19 protein-coding genes and 1 riboswitch are annotated in these 19159 nt (G+C 72.4%); of the genes, 11 read left to right on the forward strand and 8 right to left on the reverse strand.

Going from position 1 to position 19159, the window contains the following annotated elements; translation table 11 throughout:
* Positions 1–139: 139 nt before the first annotated feature.
* The 5 genes from ppdK to O7629_RS18450 all read right to left on the reverse strand — a co-directional run bounded on the left by ppdK (position 140) and on the right by O7629_RS18450 (position 6946).
* On the reverse strand, positions 140–2875 hold the full coding sequence (gene ppdK / locus O7629_RS18430; protein WP_278170618.1) for a pyruvate, phosphate dikinase: 2736 nt from the start codon (positions 2873–2875) through the stop codon (positions 140–142).
* A 241-nt stretch (positions 2876–3116) separates the two neighbouring features.
* Positions 3117–4265, reverse strand: a complete 1149-nt coding sequence (gene dusB, locus O7629_RS18435; RefSeq protein WP_278174580.1) for a tRNA dihydrouridine synthase DusB — start codon at positions 4263–4265, stop codon at positions 3117–3119.
* A gap of 131 nt (positions 4266–4396) precedes the next feature.
* Positions 4397–5776, reverse strand: a complete 1380-nt coding sequence (locus tag O7629_RS18440; RefSeq protein ID WP_278170619.1) for a glycine--tRNA ligase — start codon at positions 5774–5776, stop codon at positions 4397–4399.
* 71 nt (positions 5777–5847) lie between these two features.
* Positions 5848–6318, reverse strand: a complete 471-nt coding sequence (locus tag O7629_RS18445) for a hypothetical protein (RefSeq protein ID WP_278174581.1) — start codon at positions 6316–6318, stop codon at positions 5848–5850.
* A 286-nt stretch (positions 6319–6604) separates the two neighbouring features.
* Positions 6605–6946 (reverse strand): antibiotic biosynthesis monooxygenase, encoded by a 342-nt coding sequence (locus O7629_RS18450; RefSeq protein WP_278170620.1) that lies wholly within the window; start codon positions 6944–6946, stop codon positions 6605–6607.
* A gap of 31 nt (positions 6947–6977) precedes the next feature.
* Here O7629_RS18450 and O7629_RS18455 point away from each other — a divergent pair, with 31 nt between their 5' ends.
* From O7629_RS18455 to O7629_RS18485, 7 genes are all read left to right on the forward strand, one after another.
* Complete coding sequence (locus tag O7629_RS18455) at positions 6978–7235, forward strand: DUF6703 family protein (protein ID WP_278170621.1); 258 nt, start codon at positions 6978–6980, stop codon at positions 7233–7235.
* A gap of 90 nt (positions 7236–7325) precedes the next feature.
* The gene (locus O7629_RS18460) at positions 7326–8405 is read left to right on the forward strand and encodes a metal ABC transporter substrate-binding protein (RefSeq protein WP_278170622.1); all 1080 of its coding nucleotides are present in this window, start codon (positions 7326–7328) and stop codon (positions 8403–8405) included.
* Positions 8402–9163 carry a metal ABC transporter ATP-binding protein gene (locus tag O7629_RS18465; protein ID WP_278170624.1) on the forward strand — a complete coding sequence of 254 codons (762 nt, stop codon included), beginning with the start codon at positions 8402–8404 and terminating at the stop codon, positions 9161–9163. The genes O7629_RS18460 and O7629_RS18465 overlap by 4 nt, the downstream gene beginning before the upstream one ends.
* Positions 9160–10077: a metal ABC transporter permease gene (locus O7629_RS18470; protein ID WP_278170626.1), complete on the forward strand. Its 918-nt coding sequence runs from the start codon at positions 9160–9162 to the stop codon at positions 10075–10077. The genes O7629_RS18465 and O7629_RS18470 overlap by 4 nt, the downstream gene beginning before the upstream one ends.
* A 101-nt stretch (positions 10078–10178) precedes the next feature.
* On the forward strand, positions 10179–10478 hold the full coding sequence (locus tag O7629_RS18475; RefSeq protein WP_123602948.1) for a metalloregulator ArsR/SmtB family transcription factor: 300 nt from the start codon (positions 10179–10181) through the stop codon (positions 10476–10478).
* Between the two features lie 46 nt (positions 10479–10524).
* Positions 10525–10965, forward strand: coding sequence for a Fur family transcriptional regulator (locus O7629_RS18480; protein ID WP_278170627.1), 441 nt, complete (start codon positions 10525–10527; stop codon positions 10963–10965).
* Between the two features lie 91 nt (positions 10966–11056).
* Entirely contained in the window at positions 11057–11662 is a 606-nt protein-coding gene (locus O7629_RS18485; RefSeq protein ID WP_278170628.1) for a hypothetical protein, read from the forward strand.
* Here O7629_RS18485 and O7629_RS18490 read toward each other — a convergent pair.
* From O7629_RS18490 to O7629_RS18500, 3 genes are all read right to left on the reverse strand, one after another.
* Positions 11645–12187, reverse strand: a complete 543-nt coding sequence (locus O7629_RS18490; protein WP_278170630.1) for a DUF6328 family protein — start codon at positions 12185–12187, stop codon at positions 11645–11647. The two genes, O7629_RS18485 and O7629_RS18490, sit on opposite strands and share 18 nt — an antisense overlap.
* Before the next feature lie 79 nt (positions 12188–12266).
* Complete coding sequence (locus tag O7629_RS18495; RefSeq protein ID WP_278170632.1) at positions 12267–13046, reverse strand: TIGR03943 family protein; 780 nt, start codon at positions 13044–13046, stop codon at positions 12267–12269.
* Positions 13043–13999 carry a permease gene (locus tag O7629_RS18500; RefSeq protein WP_278174582.1) on the reverse strand — a complete coding sequence of 319 codons (957 nt, stop codon included), beginning with the start codon at positions 13997–13999 and terminating at the stop codon, positions 13043–13045. The genes O7629_RS18495 and O7629_RS18500 overlap by 4 nt, the downstream gene beginning before the upstream one ends.
* 272 nt (positions 14000–14271) lie before the next feature.
* Positions 14272–14377: riboswitch (TPP riboswitch) on the forward strand.
* Here O7629_RS18500 and O7629_RS18505 point away from each other — a divergent pair.
* The 4 genes from O7629_RS18505 (at position 14374) to O7629_RS18520 (ending at position 19153) form a co-directional block, all read left to right on the forward strand.
* Positions 14374–14973: an ECF transporter S component gene (locus O7629_RS18505; protein WP_278170634.1), complete on the forward strand. Its 600-nt coding sequence runs from the start codon at positions 14374–14376 to the stop codon at positions 14971–14973. (Overlaps the previous riboswitch by 4 nt.)
* A 79-nt stretch (positions 14974–15052) precedes the next feature.
* Positions 15053–16477 (forward strand): ABC transporter ATP-binding protein, encoded by a 1425-nt coding sequence (locus O7629_RS18510; RefSeq protein ID WP_278170636.1) that lies wholly within the window; start codon positions 15053–15055, stop codon positions 16475–16477.
* Positions 16478–16497: 20 nt separating this feature from the next.
* Complete coding sequence (locus tag O7629_RS18515) at positions 16498–17274, forward strand: energy-coupling factor transporter transmembrane component T (RefSeq protein ID WP_278170638.1); 777 nt, start codon at positions 16498–16500, stop codon at positions 17272–17274.
* Positions 17275–17437: 163 nt separating this feature from the next.
* Positions 17438–19153 carry a PHP domain-containing protein gene (locus O7629_RS18520; protein WP_278170639.1) on the forward strand — a complete coding sequence of 572 codons (1716 nt, stop codon included), beginning with the start codon at positions 17438–17440 and terminating at the stop codon, positions 19151–19153.
* Positions 19154–19159: the final 6 nt, after the last annotated feature.

Raw genomic sequence — 19159 nt, forward strand, 5'->3', positions numbered from 1 at the left:
CGACGCCGGCCGGCGGGAACCGAAGCGGCGGCCGGGCACCCTCCCGCCCCCCAGGGTGCCCGGCCGCTCTTCGCCAGCGGCCACTCTTCGCCAGCGGTCGGTCAGCGACTGTCCGAGCCCGGTCAGCGCCAGCGGTCGGTCAGCGACTGTCCGAGCCGGTCGACTCGACCGTCGCCCGGCCGGCCTCCAGCCGGGCCACCGGCACCCGGAACGGCGAGCAGGACACGTAGTCCAGACCCGCCTCGTGGAAGAAGTGCACCGAGTCGGGGTCGCCGCCGTGCTCGCCGCAGACCCCGATCTTCAGGCCGGGCCGGGCGGCGCGGCCCTCCTCGACGGCGATCCGCACCAGCCGGCCCACGCCGTCCCGGTCGATCGACTCGAACGGCGAGATGCCGAAGATGCCAAGCTCCAGGTAACGCCAGAAGAACGCACCCTCCACGTCGTCACGGGAGAATCCCCAGCCCATCTGGGTCAGGTCGTTGGTGCCGAAGGAGAAGAACTGCGCCGATCCGGCGAGCTGACCGGCGGTCAACGCGGCCCGGGGCACCTCGATCATGGTGCCGATCAGGATCTCGACTGACCGGTCGCCGAGCACCTCGGCGATGATCCGGTCGGCTTCCGCGCGTACCGTCTCCAGTTCCTGGACCGCACCGACCAGCGGGACCATGATCTCCGGGCGCGGATCGCGCCCGGCGGCGGCCAACTCGACGGCAGCCTCGGTGATCGCCCGCACCTGCATCGCGAACAACCCCGGGATGACCAGGCCGAGCCGCACGCCGCGCAGGCCGAGCATCGGATTCTGCTCGTGCATCCGGCGCACCGCGGCGAGCAGCGCCGTGTCGCGGCCGGCGTCCTGACCCCGGGCCTGCGCCAGGGCGACCGAGACGGCCAGCTCCTCAAGCGACGGCAGGAACTCGTGCAGCGGCGGGTCGATCAGCCGTACGGTGACCGGCAGGCCGTCCATCTCCTGGAAGATCTCCCGGAAGTCGGCCCGCTGCAGGGGCAGCAGTTCGGCCAGCGCAGCCGCACGCTCCGCCTCGTCACGGGCCAGGATCAACCGCTCCACCAGTTCCCGGCGGTCGCCGAGGAACATGTGCTCGGTTCGGCACAGCCCGATCCCCTCAGCGCCGAACCGCCGGGCCCGCGCGGCGTCTGCGCCGGTGTCGGCGTTCGTGCGCACCGCCAGCCGTCGCCGGTCGTCGGCGTGGGACAGAATCCGGTGTACGGCGAGCACCAGCGGGTCGGTGGTGCTCGCCGGGTCGACGGTGCCTTCGAAGTACTGCACCACCTCGGACGGGCGCACCGGCACCGCACCGAGGTACAGGCAGCCGCTGGTGCCGTCGATCGACACCACGTCACCTTCGGAGACGGTGAGATCGCCGACGATGAACCGCCCGGCCCCGGCGTCGATGTCGAGGGCGTCGGCCCCGCACAGGCAGGTCTTGCCCATCCCCCGGGCCACCACGGCGGCGTGGCTGGTCTTGCCGCCCCGGCTGGTCAGGATGCCCTGCGCGGCGATCATGCCGGGCAGGTCGTCGGGGTTGGTCTCCCGCCGGACCAGGATCACCTGCTCTCCCTGCCTGGCCAGCTCGACCGCCCGCGCCGAGTCGAAGACGACCCTGCCGACCGCGGCACCCGGCGAGGCACCCACCCCGGTGGCGATCGTCGGCGGCGCGCCGGACAGGTCGAAGCAGGGGAACATCAGCTGCGCCAGCTGTGCCCCGCTGACCCGGTGCAGCGCCTCGTCCAGATCGATGATCCCCTCGTCGACCAGCTGGCTGGCGATGATGAACGCGGCGGCGGCGGTCCGCTTGCCGACCCGGGTCTGCAGCATCCACAGCTTGCCGCGTTCGATGGTGAACTCGATGTCGCACAGGTCCCGGTAGTGGTTCTCCAGCCGGGCCATGATGGCCAGCAACTCGTCGTACGAGCGGGGGTCGAGCCGGGCCAGCTCCTGCAGCGGCAGCGTGTTGCGGATCCCGGCGACCACGTCCTCGCCCTGCGCGTTGGCCAGGTAGTCGCCGTAAACCCCCTGGTCACCGCTGGCCGGGTCGCGGGTGAAGGCGACGCCGGTGCCGGAGTCCGGCCCCAGGTTGCCGAAGACCATCGCGACCACGTTGACCGCGGTGCCGAGTTCGGCGGGGATCCGCTCCTGACGCCGGTAGATCACCGCCCGTTCGGCGTTCCACGAGTCGAAGACCGCCCGGATCGCCAGGTCGAGCTGCTCGCGGGGGTCCTGCGGGAAGTCCCGGCCGGTGTGCGCGAAAAAGATCTTCTGGTACGCCCGGACCAGTCCACGCAGCGCGGCGGCGTCCAGCGCGAGATCGTCGTCGGAGCCGGTGGCCCGCTTGGCCGCCTCCAGCGCCTGGTCGAACTCCTCCCCCGGCACCCCGCAGACCGTTCGGCCGAACATCTGGACCAGCCGACGGTAGGAGTCCCAGGCGAACCGTTCGTCACCGCCGGCCTGGGCGGCGAGCCCCGCCACGCACTCGTCGTTGAGGCCCACGTTGAGCACCGTCTCCATCATTCCCGGCATGGAGAACCTGGCCCCGGAGCGGACCGAGACCAGCAGCGGGTCGGCGGGGTCACCGAGCCGTTTGCCGCGCTGGCGTTCCAGCCGGGCCAGGGCGGCGGCGATCTGGTCGGGCAGATCCGGCGGTACCGCGCCGGTCGTCAGGTAGGCCCGGCACGCCTCGGTGGTGATGGTGAAGCCGGGTGGGACCGGCAGGCCGAGATTGGTCATCTCGGCCAGGTTCGCCCCCTTGCCGCCGAGCAGATCCCGCTGGGAGCGGTTCCCTTCGGTGAAGTCGTAGACGTACCTGTGGTGATCGGTTGTCTGCCGGGACGGGTCGCCCGGTCCGCCGGATTCCGCCATTGTTGGCCTCCCATGTGCCGTTCGGCGCTGAACGATGGTTCACCAATGGCCATTGGTTGGCGCAGGTTAAGCGACCAGGGAGGCCAGCCGACAGTAGTGGGTGACCAGCCGCACAGGAAACGACACGGGTGGCGATCGGATACCGTTCTGGGAGCGCTTCCGTGCGCAGTTCTGCGCATTCACCGGTGTGCTGGATCACGCCGGCCGAGCGGTGTGAAGTACGGGATCCGCCAGCGCGGATTCAGCCGCCGGAATCGGCGATCTCCGCCCCCGCCGGGACGGAATCGTCGTCCCGGCTGGCCAGCCATCCGTACGGAAGGAAGACCTTGCCCGGCGAGTTCGTCCGGCCCCGCGGCTGGCCCAACGTGTGCCGGGGGAACGGCTCGGCCGGGTCGAGCCTGGACAGCAGCGCGTCGAGCTCCGCCAGGCTGGACACCATGGCGAGGGCCCGGCGCAGCTCACCGCCGACCGGGAAGCCCTTCAGATACCAGGCCACGTGCTTGCGGAAGTCGGTGCAGCCGTCCCGCTCGGCGTCGGCTCGCCCGTCCCGTCCGGTGCCGAACCAGTCGACCAGCAGCTCGGCGTGCCGGCGCATGGTGGCGGCGACCGCGCCCAGGGTCGGCAACGTCCGCCCGGACCCGCCCTCGAACGCCGCCGACAGGTCGGCGAACAGCCACGGCCGGCCCAGACAGCCCCGGCCGACGACGACCCCGTCGGCGGCGGTGTGCGCCACCATCCGCACCGCGTCGTCGGCCTCCCAGATGTCACCGTTGCCGAGCACCGGCACGCTCAGGGCCTGCTTGAGCCGGCCGATCGCGTCCCAGTCGGCGGTGCCCGAGTACCGCTGGGCGGCGGTACGGGCGTGCAGCGCCACCGCCGCGACCCCCGCCTCCTGGGCGGCCAGCCCGGCGTCCAGATACGTCAGGTGATCGTCGTCGATACCCTTGCGCATCTTCACCGTCACCGGCACCCCGGCGGGCGCGGCCGCCCGGACCGCGCCGGCGACGATCCGGCTGAACAGCCGGTGCCGCCACGGCAACGCCGCACCACCGCCCTTGCGGGTGACCTTGGGCACCGGGCAGCCGAAGTTCAGGTCGATGTGATCGGCCAGGTCACGTTCCACCACGATCCGCACGGCGGCTGCGGTGACCTGCGGATCGACTCCGTACAGCTGCAGGCTCCGGGGCCGTTCGGACGGCGCGAACGCGATCATCCGCAGCGTCTTCGGGTTGCGCTCGACCAACGCCTGCGTGGTGATCATCTCGCAGACGTACAGCCCGCCGCCCTGCTCGCGGCACAACCGGCGGAAGGCGACATTGGTGATCCCGGCCATCGGCGCCAGGACCACCGGGGGCCACACCTGGTGACGGCCGAGCGGCAACGGCGGCAGGACCGGCGCGGACCCACCGGCCGGCCGGGACACGGTGACAGACACGCCGTCCAGGATTCCACGGGCCCACCCGGCCCCGGCCCCGGCCCCGGGTTGGGGTCAGCCGGCCGGCCCCGGGTCGGGTCCGGTGGTCAGCCGGTCGGCAACCGCTCCAGCAGGTACCGCTCGACCTGGTCCAGCGACACCCGCTGCTGCGCCATGGTGTCCCGGTCCCGCACGGTCACCGCGTCGTCGGTCAGCGTCTCGAAGTCGACCGTGACGCAGTACGGGGTACCGATCTCGTCCTGCCGCCGGTAGCGGCGACCGATGGCCTGCGAATCGTCGAATTCGACCATCCACCGGCGGCGCAGCGCGGCACCAAGGTCACGGGCCTTCGGCGAGAGGTCGGCGTTGCGCGACAGCGGCAGCACCGCGACCTTGACCGGCGCGATCCGCGGGTCGAGACGCAGCACGGTCCGCTTGTCGACGCCGCCCTTGGTGTTCGGTGCCTCGTCCTCGTCGTACGCCGCCAGCAGCAGAGCGAAGACCGTCGCGGTGAGGTCCGCCGCCGGCTCGATCGCGTACGGCACCCACCGCTCGCCCCGGTCCTGGTCGAAATAGGAAAGGTCGGCACCGGAATGCTTGGCGTGCGCGGTCAGATCGTAGTCGGCGCGGTTCGTGATCCCTTCCAGCACCACGAATTCCTGATAGGCGCCACCGAGCCGGAATTCGATCTCGACGATCCGCTTGGCGTGCTGCGGCAGGCCGGCGAGGGGCACCTCGGTACGGCGCAACTGCTGTGGCGCGAGACCCAGGTCGACGTACCAGTCCCACCGCTGCTGCGCCCAGTACTCCAGCCAGTCGTCGTCGGTTCCGGGCTCGACGAAGTACTCCAGCTCCATCCGCTCCCGCTCGTGACTGCGCAGCAGGAACTCGCCGGGGCCGACGACGTTGCGGAAGACCCGGCCGACCTGGGCGATGCCGAACGGCGGCTTCTTGCGGGCGGCGATCATCACGTTGGCGAAGTTCACGAAGGTGCCCGGTGCCGCCTCCGGCCGCAGGTAGTACCGATCCGGTGGTGGCCCCGGACGGTCCGGCGAGACCTCGAGCAGCCCGCTGACCTGCTGCGGGTCGGTGAGGCTGCCCCGGCTGCCGCAGCTCGGACAGGCGAGCTCGGCGAGTGCGGCAGCCGGCTGTTCCCGGCGTACGGTGAACGCCTCGACGATCCGGTCCAGCGGCTGGGTGAGGTCGCAGGCCCGGCACCGGACCCGGGTCTGGGTGTAGGTGTCGAGCAGGCCGGACGCGGTGAACACCGGCCTCGCCTGGATGACCGCCGCGTCGAGGCCGACGACGTCGTCGCGGTGCTGCACCACCGTGCGCCACCACTGCCGGCGGACATGCTCCTTGAGCTCCACGCCGAGTGGCCCGTAGTCCCAGGCGACCGGCTGGCCACCGTAGACCTCACCAGACGGGAACGCGAAACCACGCCGGTGGGCGAGACTGGCCACGGCGTCGATGCGGTCGGCTGGCATGCGCTGCTCCTACACCGGCTGGCGGCCGGCGGGGATGTGCGGACGGGCTGATCCTGACGGATGTTCGGAGGCTACCCTTCGACGCCGCAGACCTCTAGCTCACCGGTGCCGGTGTCCTGGTTGAGCGACACCCGCAGGGTGTCCCCGCCGCCTTGGGCGTAGTCGACCTCCACCGGTACGACGATCCGGCTGGTGACCGAGACCTGACCGACCTCGTAGGCGGTGATCTCCGGCTCCGTGGCGAGGCGCCGGGCGAACTCGCTGGCCGATTCACGGCTCTGCGCCTCGGCGCAGAGCATGTCGTACGCAGCGCCGAAGTCCTGCTGGCTCACCGCTTCGAAGTAGTCGCCGACCGCGATCCGGGCCTGTTCGTCGATCGCTTCGGCGCCAGTGACGATGAGTCCGACCAGGGCGACGGTGCCACCACCGCAGCACAGCAGTAGCGCGAGCGCCGCGACCCCGAGCCCGATCCAGACCCGCGCGGTACGGCCCTCGGCCGGCGGAGCGGCGAACGGCGGCGCGACTCCTGGACCAGCCGGCACCGGGTAGGTCGGGCCGGGCACCGGAGTCACCGGGCCGGCAGCCGAGGTCACCGGGCCGGGCACCGGAGTCACCGAGCCGGGCACCGGGATCACCGGGCCGGCAGCCGGCGTGGTGTCCGGTGCGGCCTCAGGCTGTCCGGTCGCAGCAGGCTGCGGCGGCTGGCGGTCCGGCGGAGCCCACGGCGAGGGTGCCTGCCACGGGGACGCCTCGTCGGGCACGGCGGACGGCGGGCGCGGTTGCGCCGGTCCGGGATCGGTCATGGGGCAAAGGGTAGTGCCCGCCGGCTCACCGTCCCGGCTCCGCCGCCCGGTCACTGCTGTGGGCTGCGGGTTCTTCTCCGGGCCCGGCGGTGACCAGTTCCTCGTACGCGGACGGCTCGTCGAGCGATTCGGCGAGCAGCGGCGTCGCGTCCACCTTCACCTCGAAGGAGCCGAGCGCCCGCCGGTAGGTGCCCACCGACTCCCATTCGGTGACCAGGCACCAGCGGTGCGGGTCCTCCAGCGCCCGGGTCAGTGCGCCGCGCCGGTACCCCGGGCGGCCGGCCAGGGCCCGCAACGCGGCCCGGGCGCGATCGACGAAGCCGGGCGTGTCCGCCTCCGGCACGGCGAACCGGTTGACCACCAGCACGTCGAGTCCCCTCCTGACTAGAGTCGGTCGGATGCAGCCTACGCAACCGTCGCCGCCGGTCCGCCCCGGGCCGATCAGCCCGACCGGGGCGTTCCTCGCCGCCCTGGTGCTCGTCCTGGTCGGGCTCTTCGCGCCGGGCGTCGTCGGCGCGACGGCGCTGCTGGTGCTGGCCGCCGGGCTGGTCTGGTTGCTGCGTCGCAGCTGGCCGGCGGTGCCGGCCGCCGGGCGCATGTTTCGCCTGGTGGCGCTCACCCTGCTGGTGGCGGTCGCCCTCGCCAAGATCTTCTAGCCCGCTTCCGGGCCACTCGTCGCGGCCGGTACCGAATCATGCAACCATGCGTTTTTGACAATCATTATCGTCGCCACGGACAGTTGCCCGATGCACAGCCACCTCTTCCGCCGTACCGTCGCCACCACCGCAGGTGCCCTGCTGGTCCTGGGCGGCACCGCCGCCTGCGCCCAGGACGGCGGCGACGGGTCCGCCGACGACGCAACGGTCGGCGTGGTAGCCGCCTTCTACCCCTTGCAGTTCCTGGCCGAACGGATCGGCGGCGACGCCGTCACGGTGACCGGTCTCGCGCCCCCCGGAGCGGAGCCGCACGACCTGGAGCTCAGCCCTCGGCAGGTCGGTGAGGTCAGCGACGCCGACCTGGTCGTCTATCTGAGTGGCTTCCAGCCCGCCGTCGATGCCGCGGTGGAGCAGGAGGCCGGTGACCACTCCTTCGACGTGGTGGAGGTCGAGCCGCTGCTGGACGCCACCGACGGTGGGCACAGCCACGACCACGACGGCACCGACGAGCACCCCGAAGAGGACGGGCACGGCTCCGAGGAGGAACCGGGCCACGAAGACGAGGCCGACCACGCCAACGAGGCGGAGCACACCGAGGAACCCGCCGACGACCACACCGACGAGGCGGACGACCACGCCGACGAGACCGGCGCGAAGGACCCGCACCTGTGGCTGGACCCCACCCGGTTCGCCACCGTCGGTGACGCGCTGGCCGAGCGACTCGCCGCCGTCGCCCCCGACCACGCCGCCGATTTCACCGCCCGCGCCGCCGCGCTGCGCACCGAGTTGGAGGCCCTGGACACCGAGTTCGCCGAGCGGCTGGCCGACTGCGAGCGCCGGGAGATCATCACCAGTCACGCCGCCTTCGGCTACCTGGCCGTCCGCTACCAACTCGACCAGATCGCGATCACCGGGTTGAGCCCGGAGGACGAGCCGACGCCGCAGCGCCTCGCCGAGGTGATCGAGGAGGCCCGGGAGCACCAGGCGACGACGATCTTCTTCGAGACCCTGGTCAGCCCGAGCGTCGCCGAGACCATCGCCGACGAGACCGGCACCGAGACCGCGGTGCTCGATCCGATCGAGGGACTGCAGCCGGACGCCGATGACGACTATTTTTCGGTGATGCGCAACAATCTGAACAATCTGACCGCCGCCCTGGGATGTTCGTGACCGCCAGCGTCGTCCAGGTATCGCGCGGAGCGGTCGGCTACGACAACCGCTCCGTACTGCGCTCCGTCGACCTCACCGTGACCAGCGGTGAGGTCGTCGCGCTGCTGGGTGCCAACGGTTCCGGCAAGTCGACCCTGATCCGCGCCGCGCTCGGGCTGGTGCCGCTGCGCGGCGGCTCGGTGCACCTGTTCGGGGTGCCGGCCGGGCGGTTCCGGCAGTGGCACCGGATCGGCTACGTCCCGCAACGGCTCGGTGCCGGCAGCGGCGTACCGGCCACCGTCGGCGAGGTGGTCGCCTCCGGCCGACTGGCCCGTCGCGGCGTACTGCGGCCGCCCGGCGCCGCCGACCGCACCGCTGTCGCTGCGGCGCTGACCGCCGTCGGCCTCGCCGACCGGGCCCGGGACCCGGTGGCCACGCTCTCCGGCGGCCAGCAGCAGCGGACGCTGATCGCCCGCGCGCTGGCCGGCGAACCGGAGCTGCTGGTGCTCGACGAACCCACCGCCGGGGTCGACGCGGCCAGCCAGGAGGCGTTCGCCCGGGCGCTCGGCGCGTTCGTGGCCGGCAACGGTACGGTGCTCCTCGTCGCCCACGAGCTCGGTCCGCTGCAACCGCTGATCGACCGGGCCGTGGTGCTGCACCACGGCGAGGTGGTGCACGACGGCCCGGTGCCCGCGCCGGCCGGCCACCACGCGGACCCGGGACACGACCACGTCCATCCGCATGCTTCGGTGGAGCCGTCCCGGATGTGGAGCGCATGAGCATCTTCCAGTACGAGTTCATGATCCGGGCCCTGATCGGGGCCCTGGTCATCGGTCTGGCCGCCCCGGCCCTCGGCATCTATCTGGTGCAGCGTCGGATGTCGTTGATCGGCGACGGCGTCGGCCACGTGGCGCTGACCGGCGTCGGCGTCGGTCTGCTGCTGGACCGCTCCCCGGTGCTCACCGCCGTGATCGCCGCCGCGGTCGGGGCGGTCGCCATCGAGCTGCTGCGCGAACGCGGGCGTACCTCCGGTGACATGGCGCTGGCCCTGCTCTTCTACGGCGGCATCGCCGGTGGGGTGATGCTGGTCGGGCTGGCCGGCGACCGCAGCAACGCCAACCTGATGGCGTACCTGTTCGGCTCGCTCACCACCGCCTCCGTCGAGGACCTGTGGGTGATCGTGGTGCTGGCCGCAGTCGTGCTGACCGCGATGCTGCTGCTGCGGCCGGCGCTGTTCGCCATCTGCCACGACGAGGAGTACGCCCGGGTCTCCGGCCTGCCGGTGCGCACCCTCAACCTGCTGATCGCGGTGACCACCGCGGTGACCGTCACCATCGCCATGCGGGCGGTCGGTCTGCTGCTGGTCAGTGCGCTGATGGTGGTCCCGGTGGCGACCGCCCAGCAGATCACCCGGGGCTTCCGCAGCACCATGGCGATGGCGATGATCATCGGTACGGCCTCCGCCGGCGGCGGGGTGTGGCTGGCCGGTACCGCCGACACCGCGATGGGCGCGACCATCGTGATCCTGGCCATCGCCGCCTTCGCGGCCACCGCCGTCGGTGCCGGGACGTGGCGGCTGCTGCGCCGCCGGGCCGGCACGCTGGCCGTTCACCGCCGGCAGCCCCGGGAGGTCGAGCCACCCGAGGTGGTCCTGGACAGTCCCGCCGAGATGGTCCCGGAACGTCCTGCCTAGGTGTCCCGGATCGTCCCGTCTGGCGTGGTCCTGAACCGTCGGCGAGCACCGCTGAGCCGCCTGCCTGCCGATCCGGCTCCGGTATTGGTTACCGTTGCGGGGTGACGATGGCCAACGGCTACGACGGGTACGAGAGCGCCAGCGAGTTGCTGCGCGCGCTCTCGGCCCCGCTGCGGGTGGCGATCGTGACCGAGCTCGCCCAGGGCGAGCGGTGTGTCCACGAACTCGTGCAGAAGCTCGGCGCGCCGCAGCCACTGGTGTCCCAGCATCTGCGGGTGCTGCGGGGCGCGGGGGTGGTGCACGGCTCCCGACGTGGCCGGGAGATCGCGTACGCGCTGGTCGACGAACACGTCGCGCACATCGTCGCGGACGCTGTCAGCCATGCCCGGGAGGTCCGGTGAGCAGCCGCCGGCCCCGTCCCGGGCAGAACACGTCCCGGAGGCCCTGATGAGGACTGGAGACACCACGCCCGGCACCGCGGAGCCCTCGACGGTGCGCAACACCCGGCAACGCAGCGCGGTCAGCGCCATCCTCGACGAGCTCGCCGGCTTCCACAGCGCCCAGGAGCTGCACGCCATGCTGCGCCAGCGGGGCGACCGGGTCGGTCTGACCACGGTCTACCGGACGTTGCAGGGGCTGGCCGACTCCGGCGAGGTCGACGTGATGCGTCCGCCCGGCGGCGAGCACCTGTACCGGCGGTGCAGTCAGGGCCACCACCACCATCTGGTCTGCCGCTCGTGCGGCAGCGCGGTCGAGGTGGCCGGGCCGGCGGTGGAGAGTTGGGCGGAACGGATCGCGGCCCAGCACGGCTATGTCGGGGTCAGCCACACGATGGAGATCTTCGGGACCTGCCCGAAATGCGCCGCCCGGCGTACCCCGACGACGTGACCGGGCAGGCCGCCGGCTGCCGGCACTCCACGGGCCCGGCTGGCGGGACTGCGCACGCGCGATTCCGGTCCTCGTACGGCACGCTGTGCGCATGCAGATCTACGCCGACCGCTTTCCGCGCGCCGCCCGGCAACTCGCCACCGACCTGATCGTCGTCGTCTGGGTCTACCTGTGGATCCGTGCCGCCAGCTGGCTACATGACCGGGTCAGTGGGCTGGCCGACGCTGGTCGGACACTGGAGAACGCCGGCACCGGGCTGGCCGACAACCTCGCCGACGTCGGCGGCCGGGTCGGCCGGGTGCCACTGGTCGGCGACGAGCTGACCGGGCCGTTCGAGCAGGCCGCCGGGGCGGCCCGTTCGGTCGCCGCCGCCGGGCAGGAGCAGCAGGACCTGGTCGGTGAGCTGGCCCTGGTGCTGGCCGCTACGGTGCTGGTCTTCCCGCTGGGTCTGGTGCTGTTCGGCTGGTTGCCGTTGCGGGTGCGCTGGATCCGGCGGGCGAGCGCGGCGGCCCGACTGCGCGACGTACCAGCCGGGTCGGATCTGCTGGCGTTGCGGGCGCTGGCCACCCGCCCGATCGGCACCATCGCCGCGCTGGGCCCGGACGTCGCCGCCGGGTGGCGGCGGGGCGACCCGGCGGTCACCGACGCGTTGGCGGAGCTGGAGCTGCGGGCGTTGGGCCTACGTGGCCGGCGCTGACCGGCCGCCGCGCCCGGCACCACCGTCGGCACCACCGTCGCCACCCTCGTCCTCGTCGTCCTCCTCGTCGCCGTCCAGCCAGCCACGGTGCACGAACGGCAGGGCGGCCCAGAAGATCAGGAACCACACCCCGGTGAGGCCGCTGAGCACGAACGCGACCGGTCGGGGCAGGATGAAGTCGGTGACCAGCAGCACCGAGCTGACCATGGCGACCAGCATCAGGCTGAGGCCGCCGCTGGCCATCCGGTGGGCGAACCGGACCAGCTCCGGCTTACGGCCACGCCGGAAGAGCACCCGGTGGAACGCCACCGGGGAGATGATCAACGCTGCGGCGGCCGCCGCCGCCAGCAGCGCCACCACGTACACGTCCCGTTGAAACCCGTTCGTGTCGGGGAACCCGCTGCTGAACGGCAAGGTCAGCAGGAACGCGAAGAGGATCTGCACCCCGGTCTGGGCGACCCTGAGCTCCTGCAGCAGATCGGAGAAGTTGCGCTGCCAGCGTTCCTTCTCGGTCTCCCGGTCCACGTCCGCTCGTCCTCCTGCCGGACCGCCCACGCTCAACTGGCGGTCAGCAATGTGCCCCGGACGCCACGGCGGAAAACCTCTACTCGTACTGCTGCCGGGGTGCGTCGATCTGCTGCCACGACTCGACCGCCAGGTAGGGGATGCTGGCCCCGTTCACCGGGTCGGTGCCGATCCGGTCGCTGTACCGGCCGACCACCTCGATCCAGGTGTCCGCCGGCAGCCCGGTCGGAGCGCTGCCGTCCATCCCGACCTTGATCGGCCGGCCGTCGGCGGCGCAGCAGGACAACACGATCCGGGCCAGCATCGGCTCACCGTCCGGGCCGTCGGTGACAAAGCCGGTGAGCCGTACGTTGCGCCCGTCCAGCGACCGGCCCTCGTCGAAGATCGCCCGGGAGGCATAGTCGAGCACGCTGATCTCGGCCGGATCGCCGTCCGGCAGCGGCGGATAGTCCGACGATGCCTGCTCGCTGCTCAACGCGGTGCCGGCCTGCGCGACGGCGTACGAACCCAGCGCCGGCGGGGCGACCAGCAGCAGCCCGAGCACCGGCAGGATCAGCAGCCAGCCCACCCTCGGCTCGTGATGGGCGTGGCCGTGGCCGTCGTCGGCGGTGCCACCGTGCCCGTCGTCGGCGGCGTGGCCGTGCCCGGCGGGTACGCCGACGGCCGGGGCCGGTGTCGACCGCCGCCGCAGGTCGTGCCAGAGCGTCATGACCGCTGCGGCGATCAGCAGCAGGCCGGCGACGATCAGGAATGGCTGCAGCGCTTCCTTGACGTACCGCAGGTACATGTCGGTGACACTGGCCCGGACCACCGCGCCGCCGAGGAGCAGCAGTACCACGCCTTGAGCCTGCTTGTTCACAACAGCACCGTCCCCACCGCGACCGCCACCACGACGGCGATCAGGAATGTCGCCGGAGCGAACCGGTACGCGAATCTGCGCCCGAACGTGCCGGCCTGCATCGAGACAAGTTTCAGGTCGACCATCGGGCCGACGACCAGGAAGACCAGCCGTGAGGTGAGCGAGAACTGCGACAGCGAGGCCGCGACGAAGGCGTCCGCCTCGGAGCAGATCGACAACAGCACGGCGAGTACGGCGAGCGCCAGGATGGACAGCACCGGGTTGTCGGCGAGGGTCTGCAGCCAGCGCTCCGGCACCAGCACGTTGATGCTGGCGGCGGCCATCGCCCCGATCACCAGGAACCCGCCGGCGTGCATGATGTCGTGCCGGACCGCCGCCCAGAACGCCCGCGCCCGGGACAGGTCGTCCAGGTCGGGCCGGTGCGGCAGGCGGATCCAGTCGGTGCGCCCCAGCCGCAGCCACAGCCAGCCCATCACGACCGCGACGAGCAGACTGGCGACGCCCCGGCCGACGACCATCTCGGGGTTGTTCGGGAAGGCGACCGCCGTGGCCACCAGCACGATCGGGTTGATCGCCGGGGCGGCGAGCAGGAATGCCAGCGCGGCGGCCGGTGTCACGCCCCGACGGATCAGCGACCCGGCGATCGGCACCGAGCCGCACTCGCAGCCGGGCAGCACCACCCCTGCGGCGCTGGCCACCGGCACCGCCAGCGCCGGGTGTTTCGGCAGCGCCTTCGCCCAGAACGACCGGGGTACGAAGACCGCGATCACCGCGGAGAGCACCACCCCGAAGACGAGGAACGGCATCGCCTGGACCATCACCGAGACGAAGACCGTGGTCCAGGTCTGCAGCCGGGGGTCGGAGATCAGGTTGGCCAACGGCTCGCGGAAGATCACCAGCCCGATCAGCAGGAAGGCGAGCACCTCCACCGAGCCGACCCGGTCACCGAACAGCCGGCGTCGGGGTGGTCGTGGGCCACCGGGCGGCCCGGCGCCGCCGCCGGGCCCGGGCAGGTCGTCGTCGGCCGGTGCGGCCCAGTCGATCTCGTCGCCTGGGCGCGTCCGACGCGTCACGGTGCGATCGGCAGCGGTCACGGCGGGCTGGTCCCCTCGCTGGTGTGAAGGCGGGCAGTTCACGATAACCCGCGCAGGGGTGCCGGCCACCACACCGAGACGCGCCCACTGTCCCTGAGGTGCCACCGGTGCTAGCGTCGGTGGCACAACCTGATGTCCCACAGGGGAGCGCACGTAGCGCTGAGAGTGCGGGGAGTCCCGCAGACCCTCGAACCTGATCTGGGTAATGCCAGCGCAGGGAGTTGGAGCGAGCTATGCCGCAGCAATCTTTGCCCGCCGACCGTAGCTGGCGGACCGTCGACATCGTGGTCGCCTCGGTGATCGCCGTCGCGTTCGGGGTGGTCTTCTGGCTGTGGGGGTTGATCTGGACCGCCACCGAGGCCGCGTTCACCTTCTTCCCGCCCGCTCAGGCGGTGCTGTACGGGGTGTGGCTGGTGCCGGCCGTGCTCGGCGCACTGGTGATCCGCAAACCGGGGGCCGCGCTGTTCTGCGAGCTGGTCGCCGCGATCGTCTCGGCCGCGTTGGGCAGCCAGTGGGGCGCCGTGGTGATCGTGCAGGGGCTGGCCCAGGGGGTCGGTGCCGAACTGGTCTTCCTGGCGGTGGCGTACCGCTCGTTCCGGCTGCCGGTGGCGCTGGCCGCCGGTGCGGCCGCCGGGCTCGGCGCGGCGATCTTCGACCAGATCCGCTACTACGCGCCGTACGACCTGGTCAGTTTCCGGATTCCGATCTTCATCGTCACCGTGGTCAGCGCGATCGTGCTGGCCGGTGCCGGCAGCGTGGCGCTGACCCGGGCGCTGGCGCGCACCGGGGTGCTCGACCGGTTCCCCGCCGGCCGCGACCGCGCCACGGTGTGAGCCGGCCGGGGCCGCACCACCGGATGAGCCGGCCGGGGCCGGCCGGGGCCGTGGCGATCGAGCTGGGGTTGACCAGGTCGTGAGCCGGCTGGAGCTGCGCGGGTTCGGCTGGCGGCACGCCGGCCGTCGGGCCTGGGCGGTCCGCGACGTCGACCTGAGCGTCGATGCCGGCGAGCGGGTCCTGCTGCTCGGGCCGTCGGGGGCCGGCAAGAGCACGCTGCTGGCGGCGATCGCCGGGCTGCTGCCCGCCGACTCGGGCGAGCAGGCCGGCACGGTCACCGTCGACGGGCTCGACCCGCGCAAGGCCCGCGAGCGGGTCGGCATCGTCTTCCAGGACCCGCAGAGCCAGCTGGTGATGGCGCGCAGCGGCGACGACGTCGCCTTCGGGCTGGAAAACCGGGGAGTGCCGGCCGAGCAGATCTGGCCACGGGTGGACGCCGCGCTGGCCCGGGTCGGTTTCCGGTACGGCCGGGACCGGCCGACGGCCGCGCTGTCCGGCGGCGAGCAGCAGCGACTGGCCCTGGCCGGGGCGCTCGCCCTGCGGCCGGGTCTGCTGCTGCTGGACGAGCCGACCGCGAACCTGGACCCGGCCGGTGCCGACCTGGTCCGCGACGCCGTCGCCGGGGCGCTCGACGGGGACCGGGACACCACGCTGGTGATCGTCGAACACCGGGTGGCGCAGGCGCTGCCGCTGGTCGACCGGGTGGTGGTGCTGTCCGCCGGTGGCGGCGTGCGGGCCGACGGCAAGCCGGACGAGATCTTCGACCGGTACGGCGGGCAACTGGCCGCCGACGGTGTCTGGGTGCCCGATCAGCCGTTGCCGCAGCGCGGTGGTTCCGCCGCCCCGGCCGGTGAGCCGTTGCTGATCGCCGACCGGGTCGGGCTGGTGCCCCGGCTCGCCCCGCTCTCCGACGACGTGCCGGTACGCGCTGGCGAGGCGCTGGCCGTGCTGGGGCCCAACGGTGCCGGCAAGACCACGCTGGCCCTGCTGCTCGGCGGGCTGGTCGCGGCCACCGACGGAGCGGTCCGGGCCACCGCCGCGTTGACCGGCGACGGCCGGGTCGGTCCGGCCCCGCACCGGTGGCGGGCGCCGGAGCTGGTCCGCCGGATCGGCAACGTGTTCCAGAACCCGGAGCACCAGTTCGTCGCCACCACGGTGGCCGACGAGCTGGCTCTCGGCCCGCGCCGCTGCGGGCTGCCGGAGTCGGCCGTCGCGCCGGTGGTCGACGAGCTGCTGCACCGGCTGCGACTGGACCGGCTGGCGGCGGCCAACCCGTACACCCTCTCCGGTGGTGAGGCGCGGCGGCTGAGTGTGGCGACCGCCCTGGCCACCGCGCCCCGCCTGCTGGTGCTCGACGAGCCGACGTTCGGCCAGGACCGGCGCACCTGGCTCGAATTGGTCGCGCTGCTCGGTGAGCTGCGCGACGCCGGGCACGGGATCGTGACGGTGACCCACGACGTCGACCTCGTCGCCGCGCTCGCCGACCGGCGGCTGACCCTGTGAGCCGACCGACGGCTGACCCTGTGACCGGCGGCGCGTTGGCCCGCCGTAACCCGGTGGCGAAGCTCGCCGCCGCGCTGGTCTTCTCGGTGCTGCTGCTGGCCACCCTGGACCCGCTGGCGCCGGCCGTCGCGATCGCCGTCGAGCTGGCCGTGGTCCCACTGTTCGGGTTGGGCTACCGTGCCCTGCTGCGCCGGATGGCGCCGCTGCTGCTGAGCGCCGCCGGCGTGCTGGTCACCCTGACGCTGTTCGCCGCCGAACGGACCGGCCCGGTGCTGCTCGCCGCCGGGCCGGTGCTGGTGACCAGCGGCGTGCTGGTCACCGCGCTCGGACTGGCGTTGCGGCTGCTGGCCGTGGCGCTGCCCGGGGTGCTGGTCTTCGCCACCACCGACCCGACCGACCTGGCCGACGCCCTGGTGCAGAACGTCAAGGCCCCGCCCCGGTTCGCGATCGGGGCGCTCGCCGCGTTCCGCCTGGTGCCGATGCTGACCGCCGAGTGGCAGTTGCTGGCGATGGCCCGCCGGGCCCGGGGCATCGACGCGGGCCGCAACCCGGTGCGCCGGCTCCGGTTGTTCGCGGCGACCGCCTTCGGGTTGCTGGTGCTGGCGATCCGTCGGGGCACCCGGCTGGCCACCGCGATGGATGCCCGGGGGTTCGACGCGGGTATCCCCCGGACCAGCGCCCGGCGGCAACGGTTCGGGGCGGCCGACGCGGCTCTGGTCGTCGGTGCCGCGATCGCCGCCGGCGGGTCGCTGGCGGTCAGTTTCGCCGCCGGGGTCTTCCGCCCGGTGATCGGCTGAGCCTGCCGGCAGACCGCGCCGCAGGTCAACAGTGGTGTGACTGATGCATACATGGCTACACCTTCACGGCACGTGCGCCGCGACGACGGCGGTACGTCGCCTGTTGTTTCCCCTCCTCCACGAGATTGACCGCGACAAAGTTGATCTGGGAGGCGAAGCAGGGATGGGAAACCACCACCACCATCACCACCACGACCACGCGGCGACCGGTGCCGACGTACCGGCACCACTCGACCTGTCGGTGCCGGACGCCGAACTGTCGCCGACCGAGGCGTCCCGGCGTACCTTCCTGCGTAACGCCGGGCTGCTCGGAGCCGGCGCGGCCGCGTCGTCGGTGCTGGCCGGCGGGCACGCCGCGCACGCCGCACCGGCCAACGACCACGCCGGCGGCGGCACCGGCGGTGGCCAGGCCAACGACGGCGAGTTTGTCTGGCTGGCCGGCGACCACCACATCCACACCCAGTACAGCTCGGACGCCATGTACCGGGTGGTCGACCAGGCCAAGCACGCCCGCGCGTACGGTCTGGACTGGATCGTCATCACCGACCACGGCAACGCCACCCACTCCCGCATCGGGGTGGAGAAGGTCAACCCGGACATCGTCGAGACCCGCAAGGAAATCAAGGACCTGCTGATCTACCAGGGCCTGGAGTGGAACATCCCGTCCGCCGAGCACGGCACGGTCTTCGTCCAGCCGGGGCCGAACGAGGTCGCCGTACTCAAGCAGTTCGAGACCGATTACGACGGCTCGGTGAACGGCACCAGCAGCCCGAGCCCGGAGAACGAGGCGCTCGCCATCGCCGGCATCAAGTTCCTCGGTGACGAGGTCCGCCGGCGCCGGATCGGCGGTGCGCTGTTCCTGGCCAACCACCCGTCCCGGCGGGGCGTCGACTCGCCGCACGAGGTGCGGGCCTGGCGCGACGCCGACCCGACCGTGGCGGTCGGCATGGAGGGCGCGCCCGGTCACCAGGCGTCCAGCCTGCCGGCACCGAACGGCCCGGGTCGCGGTCGCGGCTACTACGAGGGCAGCCCGTCGGCGGCGTCGTTCCCCGGCTACCCGCTGGAGAGCTACCGCACCTGGGGCGGGTTCGACTGGATGACCTCCACCGTGGGCGGGCTGTGGGACAGCCTGCTCGCCGAGGGCAAGCCGTGGTGGATCAGCGCCAACTCCGACTCGCACATCAACTACCTGGGTACGTCGATGCGCGGGCCGGACAGCGACTTCAACGCCAACGGCAAGTACAACGACCCGGTGTACGGGCCGCTGATCACCACCGCCGGTGACTTCTGGCCGGGCCAGTACAGCCGTACCCACGTCGGCGCGCAGGCGTTCGGTTACCGCGCGGTGATGGACGCCATCCGGGCCGGCCGGGTCTGGGTGGACCACGGCGGCCTGATCGGTGGCCTGGACATGCGGGTCCGCCGGCTCAACGACCAGCGTCCCGGTGCCGGTGCCACGCTCGGCGGGACGCTGAAGATCAAGAGTGGTACGTCGGTCGTGGTGACCCTGGACATCGATCTGGCGACCGTGCCGAACTGGGCGCAGTTCGTGCCGAAGCTGGCCCGGGTGGACCTGATCGTCGGCGACGTCACCGGACCGGTCACCGACCAGGACACCTTCACCGCCCCGACCACCCGGGTCGCCGCCTCGTTCGAGGTGCAGCCGGGCCGCAAGCGGGTGTCGTTCAGCTACCCGCTGGGCCGGGTGGACCGACCGATGTACGTCCGGGTCCGGGGCACCGACGGCAACCGCAGCGCGCCCGGTCTGATGGGTGCCTCGGTCGACCCGCACGGTCCGGCGATGGACGTCCTCGGCGACGCCGACCCGTGGCTGGACCTGTGGTTCTACGGCAACCCGATCTGGGTCCTGCCATCCTGACCGCCA

Source organism: Solwaraspora sp. WMMD792 (assembly GCF_029626105.1).
Classification (GTDB): Bacteria; Actinomycetota; Actinomycetes; order Mycobacteriales; family Micromonosporaceae; genus Micromonospora_E.